This window comes from Nocardia sp. NPDC058176, from assembly GCF_042883805.1.
Taxonomy (GTDB): Bacteria; Actinomycetota; Actinomycetes; order Mycobacteriales; family Mycobacteriaceae; genus Nocardia.
This window is the reverse complement of the sequence record NZ_JBHVVA010000002.1, coordinates 488,961-505,991: the sequence shown is the minus strand read 5'-3', so window position 1 is coordinate 505,991 and position 17,031 is coordinate 488,961. Positions and strand designations below refer to the sequence as shown.

Genomic DNA, 17,031 nt, shown 5'->3' with positions numbered 1-17,031 from the left:
ACGGTGGTGGCACGCAATCCGCACCGCCGCCCTCAGCAGCGGCGGTGACCGGGTTTGTACAGCCCCCCATGGCACCGGTCGCTCTCTCGCAACGCAGCGACCCACACCGGTGAACCAACGACAGGAACCGGACCGCGATCAGGCCCGGAACGAGGAGCCGACGACGTGACAGAGCAGCACGAGGCGCCAGCTGGCGCCTCCGGCAAGGCTCTCGCGCGGGACATCCCGCAAGCCACGGTGACTCGTCTGGCTACCTATCTCCGGGTTCTCGACGGGTTGGCCGACTCCGGTGTTGCCATCGTATCGAGTGAGGAACTTGCTGTCGCGGCGGGTGTCAATTCGGCCAAGCTGCGCAAGGACCTTTCCTTCCTCGGACCCAACGGTGTGCGGGGTGTCGGCTATGACGTAGCCAAGTTACGCACCAGGATCGAAGACGTGCTCGGTTTGTCGCAGGGACATCGGGTGGTGCTGATCGGTGCGGGCAACCTCGGCCGTGCCCTGGTCGGCTATGGCGGTTTCGGGGTACGCGGCTTCACCGTGGTCGGGATCTTCGACAACGACGCGGCGGTGATCGGTCAGTCGTACGCCGGTCTCGTCGTGCGCGATGTCGGCCAGCTCAGCGAGCAGATTCCGGCGCTGGCGCCCACCATCGCCGTGGTCGCCGTCCCCGACGAGGCCGCCCAGGACGTGTGCGATCGCCTCGTCGCCGCCGGGTTGCCGTCGATTCTGAGCTTCGCCCCGTGTGAACTGCGCGCTCCCGCCCACGTGGAGGTCCGTCGCGTCGACCTGGCGATGGAACTGCAGATGCTGTCCTTCGATGCCGCCCGCAACGACGCGCCCGCCCTCCCGGAGGCCGCAGGCGCCGGGTCGGGCCGGATCGCGCGCCGAGTGCCGCCGCAGAACCACCTCACGCACCCCGCGCCGGTCGAACCGGCGCGCGGCAGGCCGCAGCGACGCTCCGCGCCGCATTCGGCCAACCCCCACTCGGCAACGGAGCCAAGCACCAAGGGATCGGTGATCACGCCATGAGCGTTTTGTTGGTCGGGATTTCGCATCGAAGCGCCCCGGTCTCGGTGTTGGAGAAGGTCGCGATCAGTGAGGCCGACCGGCCGAAGCTGGTCGACCGGCTGCTCGAATCCAGTCATGTGTCCGAGGCGATGATCGTCTCCACCTGCAACCGGGTCGAGGTCTACGCCGTCGTCGACGCCTTCCACGGTGGTCTCGGCGAGGTGGGCGAGCTGCTCACCAAGCATTCCGGGCTGCCCCTGCCGGATCTGACCAAGCACGCCTACGTGCGCTACAGCGAAGCCGCCGCCGAGCACCTGTTCGCGGTCGCCAGCGGCCTCGACTCGATGGTCGTCGGCGAGCAGCAGGTGCTCAGCCAGATCCGCAGCGCCTATGCCAGCGCCGATGGTCAGCAGGCGGTCGGGCGCACCCTGCACGAGCTGGCCCAGCACGGGTTGCGGGTCGGCAAGCGGGTGCACTCCGAGACCGGCATCGACCGGGCCGGTGCGTCGGTGGTGTCGGTGGCGCTGGACCGGGCGCGTGGCGTCGTCGGTGATCTCGCGGGTCTGACCGCGGTGGTGCTCGGTGCGGGCGCGATGGGTGGCCTGGCCGTCGCGCACCTGGCGCGGGCGGGCATCGGCCGGATCATGGTCGTCAACCGCACCCTTGACCGCGCGCGGCGCCTCGCCGAGACCGGTCGCGTCATGCACGGTGTCGACGCCGAGGCGATCGAGATGTCGCGGCTCACCGAAGCCATGGCCACCGCCGATGTGGTGATCACCTGTACCGGCGCGGTGGGCGCCGTGGTGACCCTGGCCGACACCCACCGCGCGCTCGCCGGTCGCCCGCGCACCGAACTCGCCGAGCGGCCGCTGGTCTTCTGCGACCTCGGCCTGCCGCGCGACGTGGAGCACGCCGTGGCCGGTCTGCCCGGCGTCGCCGTCATCGACATCGAATCGCTGCAGCGCGATCCGGCCGCGGGCGCCGCGGCCGACGACACCGCCGCCGCGCGACTCATCGTCGCGGAGGAACTCGCCAAATATCTTGCCGGGCAACGCATGGCGGAGGTCACCCCCACGGTGGCCGCGCTGCGTCAGCGTGCCGCCGATGTGGTGGAGGCCGAACTGCTCCGCCTCGACTCGCGGCTGCCCGACCTGGCCGATCCGGCTCGCGACGAGGTGGCGCGCACCGTGCGCCGCGTCGTCGACAAGCTGCTGCACGCGCCGACGGTGCGGGTCAAGCAGCTGGCTTCCACGCCGGGCGGCGACAGCTACGCCGAGGCGCTGCGTGAGCTGTTCGAACTGAAACCCGGTGCGGTGCAAGCGGTTGCCGCGCCCATGGAGGTCGCAGCGGCCGAATCCGCACTGGCCGACGACTTCACCGTAGGACACCTCGGCGATGGGCAGGACTCATGACCACGACAGTGCAGGAAGAGGACACCGTGACCGCAGGCAGCATTCGTGCGCCCTGGCGGATCGGCACGCGCGGCAGTTTGCTCGCGCTGACACAGGCGGGGACCATCCGTGATGCGCTGATCGCGGCAGGCCAGCCCGCCGAGTTGGTCGTGATCAAGACACCCGGCGACCTGTCTCCGACGGCTCCGGTGCAGACGATCGGCGTCGGCGTGTTCACCTCCGCGCTGCGCGACGAGCTGGCCCTCGGTGGCATCGACATCGCGGTGCACTCCTACAAGGACCTCCCCACCGCGCAGGACCCGCGCTTCACCATCGCCGCCATCCCGCCCCGCGAGGACCCGCGCGACGCGCTGGTCGCCCGCGACGGTCTGGTTCTCGGCGAACTGCCCGCCGGCGCCAAGGTCGGCACCTCGGCGCCGCGCCGCGCCGCGCAGCTGCGTGCCCTCGGCCTCGGTCTCGACATCGTCCCGCTGCGCGGCAACATCGACTCCCGCCTGCGCAAGGTGAGCGAGGGCGAACTCGACGCCATCGTCATCGCGCGCGCCGGGCTGGCCCGGATCGGGCGCACCGCCGAGATCACCGAATCGCTCGAGCCGGTGCAGATGCTGCCCGCCCCCTCGCAGGGTGCCCTCGCGGTGGAGTGCCGCAGCGACGACCCGCAGCTGATCGAGGTGCTCTCCGGCCTGGACGACGCGCCGACCAGGGCCGCAGTCCTGGCCGAGCGTTCGCTGCTCGGCGAACTCGAGGCCGGCTGCACCGCCCCGATCGGCGCGATCGCCGAGGTGGTCGAGTCGATCGACGAGGACGGCCGGATCTTCGAGGAGCTGTCGCTGCGCGCCTGTGCCGCGGCGATCGACGGCTCCGACACTCTGCGCGCCTCGATCGTCGGCGCGCCCGAGAACGCGGCGGAGCTCGGACGCACGCTGGCGCGCGAATTGCTGGATCTGGGTGCTCGCGCCTTGCTGAGCACCGCGGACGAGCCGGAATCGGAGGACGGTTCCCCCACACAGGCGGTGAACGCTCCCGCCACAGACTTCACCAATACCAGCCCGATGGAGAACAACCGATGAGCAGCCGAGCCACCAAGAAGCAACCAGGGCGGATCCTTTTCGTCGGATCCGGCCCCGGCGACCCGGCCCTGCTGACCGTGCGTGCCCGTGAGGTGCTCGAGCGCGCGACGCTGGCGTTCACCGACCCCGATGTCGACAAGGGCGTGCTCGCCCTGATCGGCGTGGCCGTCGAGCCGGGCGAGGACGGCGAGCGTCCGGTCGACGTGCGGCCTGCGCTCGGCGAGCCCGCCGAGGTCGCCAAGACGCTGATCGCCGAGGCCCGCAACGGCCACGACGTGGTCCGCATCGTCACCGGCGATCCGTTGACCACCGATTCGGTGATCAACGAGGTCAACTCGGTGACCCGCTCGCACATGGTGTTCGAGGTGCTGCCCGGCCTGCCCAACGGCTCCGCGGTGCCCAGCTACGCCGGCATCGCGCTCGGCTCCGGGCACACCGAGGCCGATGTGCGCGGCGAGGTCGACTGGTCGGCGCTGGCCGCCGCGCCCGGCCCGCTGGTGCTGCACGCCACCTCCGGGCACCTGGCCGAGACGGCGAGCGCACTGGTCGAGCACGGGCTGGCACCGCAGACCCCGGTCGCGGTGACCGTGCGTGGCACGACCCGGCAGCAGCGCACCATCGAGGCCACCCTGGCCTCGCTGAACAACGCCGCCTCCGAGCTGGTCGGCCCGCTGGTCGTGACGGTCGGTAAAGAGGTCGACAAGCGGTCGAAGATGTCGTGGTGGGAATCGCGTGCCCTCTACGGCTGGACCGTGCTGGTGCCGCGCACCAAGGATCAGGCGGGGGAGATGAGCGAGCGGCTCGTCACCCACGGCGCGATCCCGATGGAGGTGCCGACCATCGCGGTCGAGCCGCCGCGCAGCCCCGCCCAGATGGAGCGGGCGGTGAAGGGCCTGGTCGACGGCCGCTACCAGTGGGTGGTGTTCACCTCCACCAACGCGGTGCGTGCCGTGTGGGAGAAGTTCGCCGAGTTCGGCCTCGACGCCCGCGCGTTCTCGGGCGTGAAGATCGCCTGTGTCGGCGAGGCCACCGCGGAGAAGGTGCGCTCCTTCGGCATCAATCCCGAACTGGTGCCCAGCGGCGAACAGTCCTCCGAGGGCCTGCTCGCCGACTTCCCGCCCTACGACGACGTGTTCGACCCGGTCAACCGGGTGCTGCTGCCGCGCGCCGACATCGCCACCGAGACCCTCGCCGAGGGCCTGCGCGAGCGCGGCTGGGAGATCGACGACGTCACCGCCTACCGCACCGTGCGTGCGTCCCCGCCGCCGGCGGAGACCCGCGAGATGATCAAGACCGGCGGCTTCGACGCGGTCCTGTTCACCTCGTCCTCCACGGTCCGCAACCTGGTCGGGATCGCGGGCAAGCCGCATGCGCGTACCATCGTGGCCTGCATCGGTCCGAAGACCGCGGAGACCGCGATCGAGTTCGGCCTGCGCGTGGACGTGCAGCCCGAGACCGCGCAGGTCGGTCCACTGGTCGAGGCGCTGGCCGAGCACGCGTCGCGCCTGCGCGCGGAGGGCCTGCTGCCGCCGCCGCGGAAGAAGAGCCGCCGCAGCAGCAGCCGCTAGGCCGCTGAGATACCCCGAAAGCCCGCCCGCGACGGCGGGCTTTCGGCGTTGTGAGCTCATCGGCTGTAGCGCAGCAGGGTGCGCACGAGCCGACAGGTGGCATCCGAGGGCGGGCGCAGTTCGATCTGTTCGGCGGTGCGCCGGATCGTCTCGTTGGTGGCCTGATTCGGTAGGTACACACCGGAATCCAGCAGTGCGATGGTCAATCGCATGGCCTTGAGGCGCCGGTTGTGCGCCACATACCAGCGGCGTGGCCTGCCCGCGGGCAGCCGCTTCTTCTCCAGCGGTACATAGGGCCCCGTGATGAGCCTGGACTTCGGTGTTGCGGCAATGGCGTTCATTCGTCGTCCTCCCGTCGCGAACGGGTTCCGCCCCCACCGGCGGAACCATCGAACACGCTTTCGATTGTAGCGAGGGGTACCGACAAGTTTCGTGAACATCTCGCGGAAGCCATTGGGCTCCAGTGGGATTCGATGTTATCCACAGGCTCGCGGCGACACGCCGCAGGGGCATTGTCGGACCGCTGTGGTGTAGTGATCCACAACACAACGGGAGGAGTGGAGATGACGGTGGACGGGATCGGCGAACGGCTCGGCGCGCACGTCGCGGCCGACGAGCTCCTTGGCCTGGCCTGGCTCGTCGCGATCGGCGATCAGGTGCACACCGGTGCCGTCGGCCATCACGACGAGTCGCGAACCGCTCCGGTGCGCGCCGACAACCTCTTCCGGATCTCCTCGATGACCAAGCCGCTCACCGCGGTCGCCGCATCGATCCTCATCGACGAGGGCCTGCTCGACCCCGCTGCCCCGGTCGACGAGTTGCTGCCCGAACTGGCCGACCGCCAGGTGCTGGTCCACCCGGGCGCCGCCGTCACCGACACCGTCGCCGCGCACCGCCCGATCACCGTCGAGGACCTGCTCACGTTCCGGCTCGGCTGGGGCATGGACTTCGCCGACTTCACGCCCAAGCCGTTCGACGACGCGTGGAGCGAGCTCGAACTCGGTTGGGGCCCACCGACACCGGCGCGGATGTTGCCCCCGGATCTCTGGCTGGCGCGGCTGGGGCAACTGCCACTGCAATTCCAGCCCGGCGAGCGCTGGCTCTACCACGTCGGCGCACAGATTCTCGGCTTCCTCGTGGCCAGGGCCGCGGGCATCTCGCTGTCGCAATTCCTGGCCGATCGCGTCCTCGGCCCACTCGGCATGGTCGACACCGGGTTCGCCGTGCCCGCCGACAAGCTGGCCCGCTTCGGCCCGCAGTACACCGAGCGCGATGGCGTGCGCGTCGTCTACGACCCGGTCGACGGTCAATGGGCCAGTCCACCGGTGTTCGAGGGCGGTGGCGACGGCCTGGTCTCCACGCTCGCCGATTACCACCGGTTCGCCCGGATGTTGCGCGACGGCGGCGTGCTGGACGGCGCCCGGATCCTGTCCGAACGCGCCGTCACCGCCATGACCACCAACCACCTCGCCGCCGAACAACTCGCCCGCGGCGGACCGGGCCCCGGCGACAGCGCGGGCTGGGGGTACGGCGTCGCCGTCCAGCTCCGCGACGATCCCGCCGGTGCGCCCGCGGGTGCCTACGGCTGGGCCGGCGGCCTCGGTTCGACCTGGTCCAACGCGGGCGAGGTCATCGCGATCCTGCTCAGCAACCAGTCCTGGGGCGAGGCCGGGCCGTTGCCGGTGTTCGCCACCTTCGAGGCGATTCTGGGTGAGCTGGCCCGCGAGTCCGACGCTGTGTAGTCGCCGTGGTGACGAATCGGGCACAGGCGTATTCTGCGGGCTATGACCGCTTTCGACCGCCCACGGCGGTTGCGCAGGACACCCGCATTGCGTCGGCTCGTCGCCGAGACCACGCTCGAACCGCGTCAGCTGGTGCTGCCGATGTTCGTCGCCGACGGCATCGACGAACCGCGCGCGATCAGCTCGATGCCGGGGGTGTATCAGCACTCGCTGGACTCGCTGCGCAAGGCGGCCGTCGAAGCGACCGCCGCGGGTGTCGGTGGGCTGATGCTGTTCGGTGTGCCGCTGCCCGAGGACAAGGACGCCACCGGCAGCCAGGCCAGTGACCCGGACGGCATCCTCAACCGCGGCCTGCGCGCGCTCGCCGAGGAGGTCGGTGACGCGACGGTCGTCATGGCCGACACCTGTCTCGACGAATTCACCGACCACGGCCACTGCGGCGTGCTCACCGCCGACGGCGCGGTCGACAACGACGCCACCCTGCACCGCTACGTCGAAATGGCACTTGCCCAGGCGGAAGCGGGTGCCGATCTGCTCGGTACCAGCGGGATGATGGACGGCCAGGTCGGCGCGATCCGGCGTGGCCTGGACGCGGTCGGGCGCACCGACACCGCCATCCTCGCCTACGCCGCCAAGTACGCCTCGGCCTTCTACGGCCCGTTCCGCGAGGCCGTCGGCTCGTCGCTGGAAGGCGATCGCCGGACCTACCAGCAGGACCCGGCGAACCGCCGGGAGTCGCTGCGCGAACTCGACCTCGACCTGGCCGAGGGCGCCGACATCGTCATGGTGAAGCCCGCGATGTCCTACCTCGACATCCTGCGTGATGTCGCCGACCGCTCGACGGTCCCGGTCGCGGCCTACCAGATCTCCGGCGAGTACGCGATGATCACCGCCGCCGCCGAACGCGGCTGGATCGACCGCAAGGGCGCGGTGCTCGAATCGCTGATCGGCATCCGCCGCGCTGGCGCGGACATCGTGCTCACCTACTGGGCGACGGAGGCGGCACACTGGCTGTCGTGATCGTTCCACCGAACAAACCTGAACCCCTCCCGATGCCGGAGGATGTCGGCACCGCACGGCAGCTGTGGTGGGCGATCGCCGGACTCGGTGTCGTCTACACCGTGGCCGGGATCGCCACCATGTCGGGGCAGCGTGAGGAACTGAGCAAGCAGTTCCTCGACGAGATGCACAAGACCGACCCGAACATCTCCGCCTCCACCGTCGACCTGATGGTCTTGGCCGCCTACGGGCTGACCGGCGTGGTCGGCGTGCTGCTCGCGGGGCTCACGGTGCTGATCGCGCACCAGCTCGGGCGCGGCAAGCGGTGGGCGCGCACGGTGCTGACGATCGTCTCGGTCTGGCTGGTGCTCGGCGCGATCACGACGATGTTCACCTTCTCCGCTGTGTCCGGTGTCTCCACGATGGTGGCGGGCGGGACGGCGATCGTGCAGGGCGTGCTGGCGGCCGGTGCGGCGTATCTGAGTTACCGGCCCGAATCCACGAAGTACTTCGAGCTGAATCGTCGGTGAACAGCCGGTGGCGGCGGGGTGTCTTTGGTCACCGACCTGCCACCGTGTATGGTGAGGATGGTCACAGCGGGTAGGTAATCGCGGTGACGCGACCGGTCATGAGCCGGGAGATCGGAGGCAATGATGCGCGTGGTGATCCAGCAGCCACACAGCCTGCGACGCGATCTGTTGGTCATCGGCCTGATGGTTCTGCTCGGGCTCCTCACCATCGCCCTCATTCTGCTGCCGAGCCTGGTCGGTTGACCGGCGGCGCCGCGGCGCCCCACGGTATTCACATGGTGCTGTTCTCCGAACCCGGTGCCCGCTGGCGCGCGGTCGCCTACGGCCCGGCCCTGTGCGGCGCCATCCTGCTCGTGGAATGGCTGACCGGCAGCACCCTGCACGGGTTCGCGCTCGGATTCTGCGCCCTCGCGCTGGGCGGATTCACCGCACTGCAGGTGTTCGCCGGACGCACGCACGCCGGAGTCGAACTGACCGCCGACGCCCTGCGGCAGGGCACCGAGACGCTGTTGCTGTCCCAGGTCGCCGAGGTCCTGCCCGCCGATGACGCCGAAGCCGGCGACGGCCGCGCGCTCGGTGACCTCAGCGGCGTGCCGCGTCGCCGTCGTGGCATCGCCCTTCGCCTGCTCGACGGGCAGATCGTGCGGGCCTGGGCGATCGACCACACCGGCCTGCGCGCCGCGCTGACCTCGGCCCTGGCAGGATCGCAGAGATGAAACGCTGGATCGTGACGGCGCTGTCCGAGCTCGGCCTCGCCGTGATCTGCCTGGCCGGCGCGGTGGCCAGTTGGGGGAATGCCAGGCGCACGACCGAGTTCGGCACCGGCGACGACCACCCCGGATTCGTCGCGGTGCGGTACGTGCCGCCGCTGCTGATGCTCGCCACCGCGCTGGTGATCATCGCCGGGCTCCTGGTGATCGATGCCGTCGCCAGGATCTGGACGGCGCGCGCTGTAGCGCCGGGACCGGTCGAACCGATGCACTGAGTGAACTCGAATTCCGATGTGCGCGTTGGGGTTCGCCGATCACATCGACAGCTCGTCCACTGCGGGCTCATCGAGGAGGAACCGATGACCAGGCTCATTGCCGGATTCTGTACCGCTGCCGCCGCCGCGGCGACGATCGCCTTCGCCGCGCCCGCCCAGGCCGCCCCCGGTCTGCCGCTCGTCGCCGCACCGGCCGCCGAGTTCGCCCCGGAGACCGGTTCCAGCGCGATCTACAACCTGTTCATGTGCCACCTGCACACGATCTCGGCCGAAGTGCCCTGCCGGTATACCTAGTCCGACCACTGCTGATAGATGTCGAGAACGCGGCCGCCGCGCGTGCCCGGCGCGTTGAAGTAGACGGTGACGGTGCCGTCGGGATGACTCGCGGCCTCCGTCACCACCTGCCGCAGGGTGGCGCGGACGCCGCCGTCGGCATCGCGACGCAGGGCCGTGTCGCTGTGCAGTCCGGCGCCGATCCGGTTGGCGGGCACGAACATCGACGTGATCGCCGGAATCGGGCCCGCGCCGAGCGCGATGGTCTCCTCGTGACTGAGCTGGGCGCCGATCCGATCCGGCTGCGCCAGCGGCACGAAGGCGGCGGCCGGGCCCGCGCCGAGCGCTAGCCCCGCCGCGGTGAACCCCGTGCACAGGGCAGTACTGGTGACGCCGAAACGCATGAAAACCCTCCCGCAGATTGCCGATGCCGAACCGCTCAGGGTCTGAGCCGCCCGCAGCGTAGCCGCAGGCCAATCGGCCCAGATCGAATTCGTCGGCGGATCAGGGCGGCGTGTCGGGCGTGTCGTCGGTGGGTCGCTGCGGTCTGGGTCACTGTGCTCCACCCTGTTGTCCGGCGCGCCGAGGCGAGCTGAGAGACTGGAATCCGTGAGTTCTTCTCCGCGCGCGATCCCGACCGGCCCAACGCAGGTGCCGGTTTCGGCCCAGCTCTTCGAGCGGGCTGCTTCGGTGATCCCGGGAGGTGTCAATTCCCCGGTCCGTGCGTTCAATTCGGTCGGCGGTACCCCGCGGTTCATCGCCTCTGCCAAGGGCTACACCCTCGTCGACGCCGACGGCAACGAGTACGTCGACCTGGTGTGCTCGTGGGGTCCGATGATCCTCGGCCACGCCCACCCCGCCGTGGTGGAAGCCGTGCAGAAAGCCGCCACGGGCGGACTGTCCTTCGGCGCGCCCACCGAGGCCGAGATCGAGCTGGCCGAGGCGATCGCCGCGCGCGTCGACCCGGTCGAGCGGGTGCGCCTGGTGAACTCCGGCACCGAGGCCACGATGAGCGCGGTGCGCCTGGCCCGCGGCTTCACCGGCCGGTCCAAGATCATCAAGTTCTCCGGTTGCTACCACGGTCACGTCGACGCCCTGCTGGCCGACGCGGGCTCGGGCGTGGCGACGCTCGGCCTGCCGACCTCGCCCGGTGTCACCGGCGCGCAGGCCGCCGACACCATCGTGCTGCCCTACAACGATCTCGTCGCCGTCGCCGCCGCGTTCGAGGCCCATCCCGGCCAGATCGCGTGCGTCATCACCGAGGCCGCCGCGGGCAACATGGGCGCGGTCGCGCCGCTGCCCGGTTTCAACGAAGGACTGCGCACGCTCGCGCACGACAACGGCGCGCTGCTGATCATGGACGAGGTGATGACCGGATTCCGGGTCAGCGCCTCGGGTTGGTACGGCCGCGAGGGCGTCGCCGGTGACCTCTACACCTTCGGCAAGGTGATGAGCGGTGGCCTGCCCGCCGCCGCCTTCGGTGGCCGCGCCGAGATCATGAACAACCTCGCCCCGCTCGGGCCGGTCTATCAGGCGGGCACCCTGTCCGGGAACCCGGTGGCCGTCGCGGCCGGGCTGGCGACCCTGCGCGCCGCCGACGCCGAGGTGTACGCCGCACTGGACCGAAATGCCGATCGCCTCGGCTCACTGCTGGCAAAAGCCCTGACAGAGGCCGGTGTCGAGCATCAAGTGCAGTTCGCAGGCAATATGGTGAGCGTGTTCTTCGCCGAGCGCCCGGTGACCGACTATGCCGCCGCCAAGGCGAGCCAGACCTGGCGCTACCCCGCCTTCTTCCACGCCCTGCTCGACGCGGGCGTGTACGCGCCGCCGAGCGCGTACGAGGCATGGTTCGTCTCCGCGGCACTCGACGAGGACGCGTTCGACCGTATCGCCGCCGCTCTGCCCGCCGCCGCCCTCGCGGCCGCGGCCGCAACCCCAGAAGGATCCCCAGCGTGAGCTCCGACCAGCCCGACGCAGAATTCGTCCCCGTCCCGCCCGCGGACGGTGACGAGGCGCCGCACCCCGCGCCCGCCGCCGCGCCCCCCGCGCTCGACGACGACCCGGCCTCGGTGGAAACCATCGTGCACGTGCTGCGCCACGGCGAGGTCCACAACCCGAACGGCATCCTCTACGGCCGCCTGCCCGGGTTCAGCCTGTCGGTGGCCGGGCGCGCGCAGGCCGGTGCCGTCGCGCGGTCGCTGGCCGATCACGACATCTCGATGGTGATCGCCTCCCCGCTGCAGCGTGCCCAGGAGACCGCCGCCCCGATCGCGGGCGCCCACGACCTGGTCGTGCGCACCGACGAGAATCTCATCGAAGCGGGCAACACCTTCGAGGGCCTGCGGGTCTCGGTCGGTGACGGCGCGCTGCGCAAGCCGCGGCACTGGTGGAAGCTGCGCGATCCGTTCACCCCGTCGTGGGGCGAGCCGTACCTGCAGATCGCCCATCGCATGCTCGCCGCGGTCAACAAGGCGCGCGTCGAAGGCGCCGGTCACGAGGTGGTGCTGGTCTCGCATCAGCTGCCCGTGTGGACCCTGCGCCGGTTCCTGCAGGGCCAGCGGCTGTGGCACGATCCGCGCAATCGTCAGTGCTCGCTGGCGTCGTTGACCTCGCTGGTCTACCACGGCGATACCCTGGTGGACATCGTGTACTCCGAGCCCGCGGGCGCGTCGGATCCGTCGGTTCACGGCGCATGACCGCTCTGTCCGCATCGGGATCCGCCCGTGGCCATCGGCTGCGGGCGGTGAGCGCCGTTGTGTCCGCGCTGCTGGTGATCGTCGCCGCGGCCGGATGCGCGACCGGCACCGACGCGGTGGCCACCGGCGGCGGGACCTTCGAATTCGTCTCGCCCGGTGGCAAGACCGACATCTTCTACGATCCGCCCGCCTCACGCGGCACGATCGGCACGCTGTCGGGGCCCGACCTGATGAACGAGGGAAAGACCATCTCGGTCGACGATTTCCCGGATCAGATCGTGGTCATCAATTTGTGGGGGCAGTGGTGCGGTCCGTGCCGCGCCGAGGCTCCCGCATTGGAAAAGGTCTACGCGGCGACCCGAGACAAGGGCGTCGCGTTCCTGGGCATCAACGTCCGCGACCACCAGCGGGACAAAGCCCAGGACTTCGTCGTGGACAACAACATCGAATTCCCGTCCGTCTACGACCCGTCGATGCGAACTCTGCTCGCGCTCGGCGGAAACTTTCCCACAAGTGTCATTCCGACCACGTTGATCCTGGATCGTCAGCACCGGGTCGCCGCGGTCTTCCTTCGCTCGCTATTGGCAGAAGATCTGCAGCCTGTGGTCGAGCGCATCGCCGCCGAGGAGAAGCAGTGAGCCGTCGTCGTCCCGGAAATCTGACCGCGTGCCGCCCCCGCCAGGGCGCCCGCCGCCATGGCGCGGGCTGGACCGTCGACGATCGTTGGGCGGGCATCGCGACCGTCCCGCGCAGCGTCGCCGGTGCCGGTCTGTTCGACTTCGGTCCGGCCGAGCCGGCCGAGTCCGAGCGCACCCTGTCGTTGCCCCGCGACGAGCAGCGTGACGAGGACAGCACCGAGTGATCGTGCTCGCCGCAGTCGGGGATTCCTTCCAGCAGACCGCGGCATCGGGACCGTTGCTGTTGGCGCTGGGTGCCTGCCTGCTCGCGGGCCTGGTGTCGTTCGCTTCACCGTGTGTCGTGCCGTTGGTGCCTGGCTACCTGTCGTATCTGGCCGGACTGGTCGGCGCCGAGGCGCCCCCGGCCACCACCGCGCAGGCCGGGGTGCTCACCGCGCAACGCCGTAGCGCCAAGCTGCGGGTGGCCGGTGCCGCCGGACTGTTCGTCGCCGGGTTCACGGTGGTGTTCGTGCTGGCCACGGCCACCGTGTTCGGCCTGATCCAGACCCTCAATGTGAACCGGGAACTGCTGCAGCGCGTCGGCGGTGTGGTGACCATTCTGATGGGCCTGGTGTTCATCGGCCTCGTGCCCGCCCTGCAGCGCGACACCAGGATGGAGCCGCGCCGGATCACCAGCATCGCCGGTGCGCCCCTGCTCGGCGGCGTGTTCGCGCTGGGCTGGACGCCGTGCCTCGGCCCGACGTTGTCGGGCGTGATGGCCGTGTCGGCCGGCACCGAGGGCACCACCGCCGCGCGCGGAGTCGTGCTGATCGTGGCCTACTGCCTCGGGCTCGGCCTGCCGTTCGTCGTGCTGGCGTTCGGCTCGGCGGGCGCGCTGCGCGGAGTGGGCTGGCTGCGGCGCAATTCGCGCACCATTCAGGTAATCGGGGGAATCATGCTCGTCGCCGTCGGCGTCGCGCTGGTCACGGGGGCGTGGGACCAGTTCGTCAGCTGGGTGCGTGACGCGTTCGTCTCCGGAGTGACTCTGCCGATCTGATGACTGACACACTGACCCCCCCGATGTCCCCCGCACCGCCGCGCCGACAGTCGCCGCTCGGGCGCATGCTCGCCTTCGTCCGCAACACCTGGCGCGGCCTCACGAGCATGCGCACCGCGCTGGTGCTGCTGTTCCTGCTCGCCCTGGCCGCCATCCCCGGCGCCCTGCTGCCGCAACGCAGCCTCAACACCCAGAAGGTCGAGCAGTACATCCGCGACCGGCCGACGCTGGGCCCGTGGATGGACCGGTTCGAACTGTTCGACGTGTTCGGCAGCTTCTGGTTCACCGCCATCTACGTGCTGCTGTTCATCTCGCTGGTCGGCTGCATCCTGCCGCGCTGCCTGGACCACTACAAGGCCCTGCGCACGCCGCCGGTGGCCGCGCCGCGCAACCTCGGCCGGTTGCCGCACCACTTCGACGAGACCGTCGACCGCGGCGCCGACGAGGTGATCGAGCAGGCCCGCGGTCAGCTGCGCGGCTGGCGCACCGAGGTGCGGCCGGGTCAGCGCGAGGGCGAGATGACCCTCTCGGCCGAGAAGGGCTACCTGCGCGAGTTCGGCAACCTGGTGTTCCACCTGTCGCTGGTGGGGCTGCTGGTCGCGATCGCGCTGGGCAAGCTGTTCGGGTACGAGGGCAATGTCATCGTGATCGCCAACAACGGGCCCGGTTTCTGCACCACCTCGCCCGCGGTGTTCGACTCGTTCCGCGCGGGCAATGTCAACGACGGCACCGGGATGACGCCGCTGTGCGTCAAGGTCAAGGACTTCAAGGCCGACTACCTGGACACCGGCCAGGCCGAGATGTTCACCTCCAACATCGACTACCAGGCCGGCGACGACCTGAGCACCGACACCTGGCGCAGCACCGAGCTCCGGGTGAACCACCCGCTGCGCGTCGCCGGTGACCGCGTCTACCTGCAGGGTCACGGTTTCGCGCCGACCTTCACCGTCACCTTCCCGAACGGGCAGACCCGCACCGAGACCATCCAGTGGCGGCCCGACGACGCGCAGACCTTCCTGTCCAGCGGCGTGCTGCGGATCGACCCGCCCGGCGGCATGTACGCCACCGAGGAGGAGCGTCAGCAGAACCAGATCGCGATCGAGGGGCTGTTCGCGCCGACCGCGATGTTCCACGGCAGCCTGCTCACCTCGTCGTTCCCCCGGATGGACGATCCGGCTGTCGCGGTCGATGTCTACCGGGGTAACACCGGTCTCGACACCGGACGTTCGCAGTCGCTGTTCGCGCTGGACCCGGAGATGATCAAGCAGGGCCGGCTGACCAAGGAAGCCCGGGTCAACCTGCGGCCCGGCGAGACGACCACGCTGCCCAGCGGGGTGGAGGTGCGGTTCGACGGCGCGCAGGAGTTCGTGAATCTGCAGGTCTCGCACGACCCCGCCCAGCAGTGGGTACTGGTGAGTTCGCTGACCATGATGGCCGGACTGCTGGTGTCGCTGTTGGTGAAACGCCGACGGATCTGGATCCGGGCGTACCCTGCCGAGCCCGCGCCAGGTACCGTAAGTCAACGACGTACCGTAGTAGAGATGGGTGGCCTCGCCCGCAGCGATCAAGCGGGCTGGGGCGGCGAATTCGATCGACTGCGGGCACGCCTGCTGACTGCGGGAACGGAGAACTGATGCCGATCGACGAGACGCTGGCTCGCTACAGCGATTTCGCCTTCATGTCCGCCATGGCGATCTACGCCCTGGCCACGATTCTGCTGATCGTGCAGTACGCCTCGGCGCGCGCCAAGCAGGTGTCCGAGCGCGAGCTCGTCACCGCGGGCGCGCCCGCCGACCCCTCGCTACCCGGCCGGATCGAGCCGCCCGCGGCCAAGTCCACCGGCGAGCGGTTCGGCAACATGGCGTTCGCGGTGCTGCTGGTCGGCACGGTGCTGCACGTGGCATCGATCGTGCTGCGCGGGTTCGCCACCAGCCGCTTCCCGCTGGGCAACATGTACGAGTTCACCACCATGGCCACCGCGGCCGCCGTGGTGATCGGCCTGTACTTCCTGCGCGCGCAGCGCTACCGGGAGATGTGGGTCTTCCTGCTGATCCCCGTGCTGATCCTGATGTTCCTGGCGGGCACGGTGCTCTACGCCGACGCCGCGCCCGTTGTCCCCGCGCTACGCTCGTTCTGGTTGCCGATCCACGTCACCATCGTCAGCATCGGCAGCGGCGTGTTCCTGGTCTCCGGCGTGGCCAGCATGCTCTACCTGTTCCGCATGCGCCAGCCCGCGGGCGAAGAGTCCACCAACATCTTCGGCACCATCGCCCGCCGCCTCCCCGACGCCCGCACCCTCGACCAGCTCGCCTACAAAACCACCATCATCGGCTTCCCCCTCTTCGGCGCCGGCGTCATCCTCGGCGCCATCTGGGCCGAAGCCGCCTGGGGCCGCTTCTGGGGCTGGGACCCCAAGGAAACCTGCTCCTTCATCGCCTGGGTCCTCTACGCCGCCTACCTCCACGCCCGAGCCACCTCCGGCTGGCGCGACACCAAGGCCGCCTGGATCAACATCGCCGGCTTCACCGCCATGCTCTTCAACTTGTTCATCATCAACATGGTGATCTCGGGTCTGCACAGCTACGCGGGGTTGACGTAAACGGCCTCTACCAGCGTGTTCGGGTCGGTATCGTCGTCGGCCAGGTCCGGCTGATCGGCTTCGGTACGCAGTGAGTACGCAGCGGAACCGGGCCAATCCTGGATCGCAGCACCGACAGCGGTACGAGTTGTCTCGTCAGCATCGGGCCACAGGTGCGCGTAGTAGCGCAGGGTGGTGATCGCGCTGCCGTGGCGTAGGCGCGCCTGAACCGCCTTGATATCGGCACCTCGGCGGATCAACAGCGAGGTGTAGTAGTGCTGGAACCCTGGAGTCCGAACGGCGCAAGCCTGCCACGGGCCAAGCGGCACGATGACAAGACCGTCGCAGTCATTCGCTTCTGGCCTCTCGGGCGCACCTCACCGCCCGGCGCGTCGGCACGTCGGCGGCGTGCACGCCGTATCAGCAGGCGGCCCACTCCTGACAGCTCAAACAGCATCGACCCGAGCTGTTGACCGGGACCCTACGTGATGGCGCC

Annotated in this window: 20 protein-coding genes; 17 read left to right on the top strand and 3 right to left on the bottom strand. The window is 69.8% G+C overall.

The genetic code is table 11. From position 1 onward, the window contains the following. Positions 1-165 precede the first annotated feature (165 nt). From ACFVVM_RS14825 to ACFVVM_RS14810, 4 genes are read left to right on the top strand one after another with little or no spacing between them, the layout of a single operon-like run. Positions 166-1,029, top strand: coding sequence for a redox-sensing transcriptional repressor Rex (locus ACFVVM_RS14825; RefSeq protein WP_387617676.1), 864 nt, complete (start codon positions 166-168; stop codon positions 1,027-1,029). Continuing rightward, positions 1,026-2,420, top strand: a complete 1,395-nt coding sequence (locus tag ACFVVM_RS14820; RefSeq protein ID WP_387617674.1) for a glutamyl-tRNA reductase — start codon at positions 1,026-1,028, stop codon at positions 2,418-2,420. The genes ACFVVM_RS14825 and ACFVVM_RS14820 overlap by 4 nt, the downstream gene beginning before the upstream one ends. Beyond that, positions 2,417-3,490: a hydroxymethylbilane synthase gene (gene hemC / locus ACFVVM_RS14815; RefSeq protein WP_387617672.1), complete on the top strand. Its 1,074-nt coding sequence runs from the start codon at positions 2,417-2,419 to the stop codon at positions 3,488-3,490. Before ACFVVM_RS14820 ends, hemC begins: the two co-directional genes overlap by 4 nt. Further along, entirely contained in the window at positions 3,487-5,058 is a 1,572-nt protein-coding gene (locus tag ACFVVM_RS14810; protein WP_387617670.1) for a uroporphyrinogen-III synthase, read from the top strand. The genes hemC and ACFVVM_RS14810 overlap by 4 nt, the downstream gene beginning before the upstream one ends. Positions 5,059-5,114: 56 nt before the next feature. On the opposite strand, the gene ACFVVM_RS14805 is transcribed toward ACFVVM_RS14810, so the two are convergent. After that, positions 5,115-5,399 (bottom strand): hypothetical protein, encoded by a 285-nt coding sequence (locus ACFVVM_RS14805; protein ID WP_387617668.1) that lies wholly within the window; start codon positions 5,397-5,399, stop codon positions 5,115-5,117. A 222-nt stretch (positions 5,400-5,621) separates the two neighbouring features. Between ACFVVM_RS14805 and ACFVVM_RS14800 the strand changes: the two genes are divergently transcribed. From ACFVVM_RS14800 to ACFVVM_RS14775, 6 genes are all read left to right on the top strand, one after another. Next, positions 5,622-6,800: a serine hydrolase domain-containing protein gene (locus tag ACFVVM_RS14800; RefSeq protein WP_387617666.1), complete on the top strand. Its 1,179-nt coding sequence runs from the start codon at positions 5,622-5,624 to the stop codon at positions 6,798-6,800. Between the two features lie 42 nt (positions 6,801-6,842). Then, positions 6,843-7,820, top strand: coding sequence for a porphobilinogen synthase (gene hemB / locus ACFVVM_RS14795; RefSeq protein WP_387617664.1), 978 nt, complete (start codon positions 6,843-6,845; stop codon positions 7,818-7,820). Continuing rightward, positions 7,817-8,329: a hypothetical protein gene (locus tag ACFVVM_RS14790; RefSeq protein WP_387617662.1), complete on the top strand. Its 513-nt coding sequence runs from the start codon at positions 7,817-7,819 to the stop codon at positions 8,327-8,329. Before hemB ends, ACFVVM_RS14790 begins: the two co-directional genes overlap by 4 nt. A gap of 275 nt (positions 8,330-8,604) precedes the next feature. Then, on the top strand, positions 8,605-9,045 hold the full coding sequence (locus tag ACFVVM_RS14785; protein ID WP_387617660.1) for a hypothetical protein: 441 nt from the start codon (positions 8,605-8,607) through the stop codon (positions 9,043-9,045). Beyond that, positions 9,042-9,314: a hypothetical protein gene (locus ACFVVM_RS14780; protein WP_387617658.1), complete on the top strand. Its 273-nt coding sequence runs from the start codon at positions 9,042-9,044 to the stop codon at positions 9,312-9,314. The genes ACFVVM_RS14785 and ACFVVM_RS14780 overlap by 4 nt, the downstream gene beginning before the upstream one ends. An 84-nt stretch (positions 9,315-9,398) precedes the next feature. Beyond that, the gene (locus ACFVVM_RS14775; protein WP_387617656.1) at positions 9,399-9,608 is read left to right on the top strand and encodes a hypothetical protein; all 210 of its coding nucleotides are present in this window, start codon (positions 9,399-9,401) and stop codon (positions 9,606-9,608) included. Here the strand turns inward: ACFVVM_RS14775 and ACFVVM_RS14770 are convergent. Continuing rightward, complete coding sequence (locus ACFVVM_RS14770; RefSeq protein WP_387617654.1) at positions 9,605-9,991, bottom strand: hypothetical protein; 387 nt, start codon at positions 9,989-9,991, stop codon at positions 9,605-9,607. The two genes, ACFVVM_RS14775 and ACFVVM_RS14770, sit on opposite strands and share 4 nt — an antisense overlap. Before the next feature lie 205 nt (positions 9,992-10,196). On the opposite strand from ACFVVM_RS14770, the gene hemL reads away from it, so the two are divergent. From hemL to ccsB, 7 genes are all read left to right on the top strand, one after another. Then, positions 10,197-11,543 carry a glutamate-1-semialdehyde 2,1-aminomutase gene (gene hemL / locus ACFVVM_RS14765; protein ID WP_387617652.1) on the top strand — a complete coding sequence of 449 codons (1,347 nt, stop codon included), beginning with the start codon at positions 10,197-10,199 and terminating at the stop codon, positions 11,541-11,543. A gap of 113 nt (positions 11,544-11,656) precedes the next feature. Continuing rightward, the gene (locus tag ACFVVM_RS14760) at positions 11,657-12,283 is read left to right on the top strand and encodes a histidine phosphatase family protein (RefSeq protein ID WP_387619206.1); all 627 of its coding nucleotides are present in this window, start codon (positions 11,657-11,659) and stop codon (positions 12,281-12,283) included. Continuing rightward, complete coding sequence (locus tag ACFVVM_RS14755; RefSeq protein WP_387617649.1) at positions 12,280-12,921, top strand: TlpA disulfide reductase family protein; 642 nt, start codon at positions 12,280-12,282, stop codon at positions 12,919-12,921. The genes ACFVVM_RS14760 and ACFVVM_RS14755 overlap by 4 nt, the downstream gene beginning before the upstream one ends. Continuing rightward, positions 12,918-13,145, top strand: coding sequence for a hypothetical protein (locus ACFVVM_RS14750; RefSeq protein WP_387617647.1), 228 nt, complete (start codon positions 12,918-12,920; stop codon positions 13,143-13,145). Before ACFVVM_RS14755 ends, ACFVVM_RS14750 begins: the two co-directional genes overlap by 4 nt. Then, positions 13,142-13,957 carry a cytochrome c biogenesis CcdA family protein gene (locus ACFVVM_RS14745; RefSeq protein WP_387617645.1) on the top strand — a complete coding sequence of 272 codons (816 nt, stop codon included), beginning with the start codon at positions 13,142-13,144 and terminating at the stop codon, positions 13,955-13,957. Before ACFVVM_RS14750 ends, ACFVVM_RS14745 begins: the two co-directional genes overlap by 4 nt. Beyond that, complete coding sequence (locus ACFVVM_RS14740; protein ID WP_387617643.1) at positions 13,957-15,591, top strand: cytochrome c biogenesis protein ResB; 1,635 nt, start codon at positions 13,957-13,959, stop codon at positions 15,589-15,591. Before ACFVVM_RS14745 ends, ACFVVM_RS14740 begins: the two co-directional genes overlap by 1 nt. Next, the gene (ccsB, locus tag ACFVVM_RS14735) at positions 15,591-16,556 is read left to right on the top strand and encodes a c-type cytochrome biogenesis protein CcsB (RefSeq protein WP_387617641.1); all 966 of its coding nucleotides are present in this window, start codon (positions 15,591-15,593) and stop codon (positions 16,554-16,556) included. The genes ACFVVM_RS14740 and ccsB overlap by 1 nt, the downstream gene beginning before the upstream one ends. Here ccsB and ACFVVM_RS14730 read toward each other — a convergent pair. Next, a complete protein-coding gene (locus ACFVVM_RS14730) occupies positions 16,538-16,864 on the bottom strand; it encodes a hypothetical protein (RefSeq protein ID WP_387617639.1) in 327 nt (108 codons plus the stop codon). The two genes, ccsB and ACFVVM_RS14730, sit on opposite strands and share 19 nt — an antisense overlap. Positions 16,865-17,031: the final 167 nt, after the last annotated feature.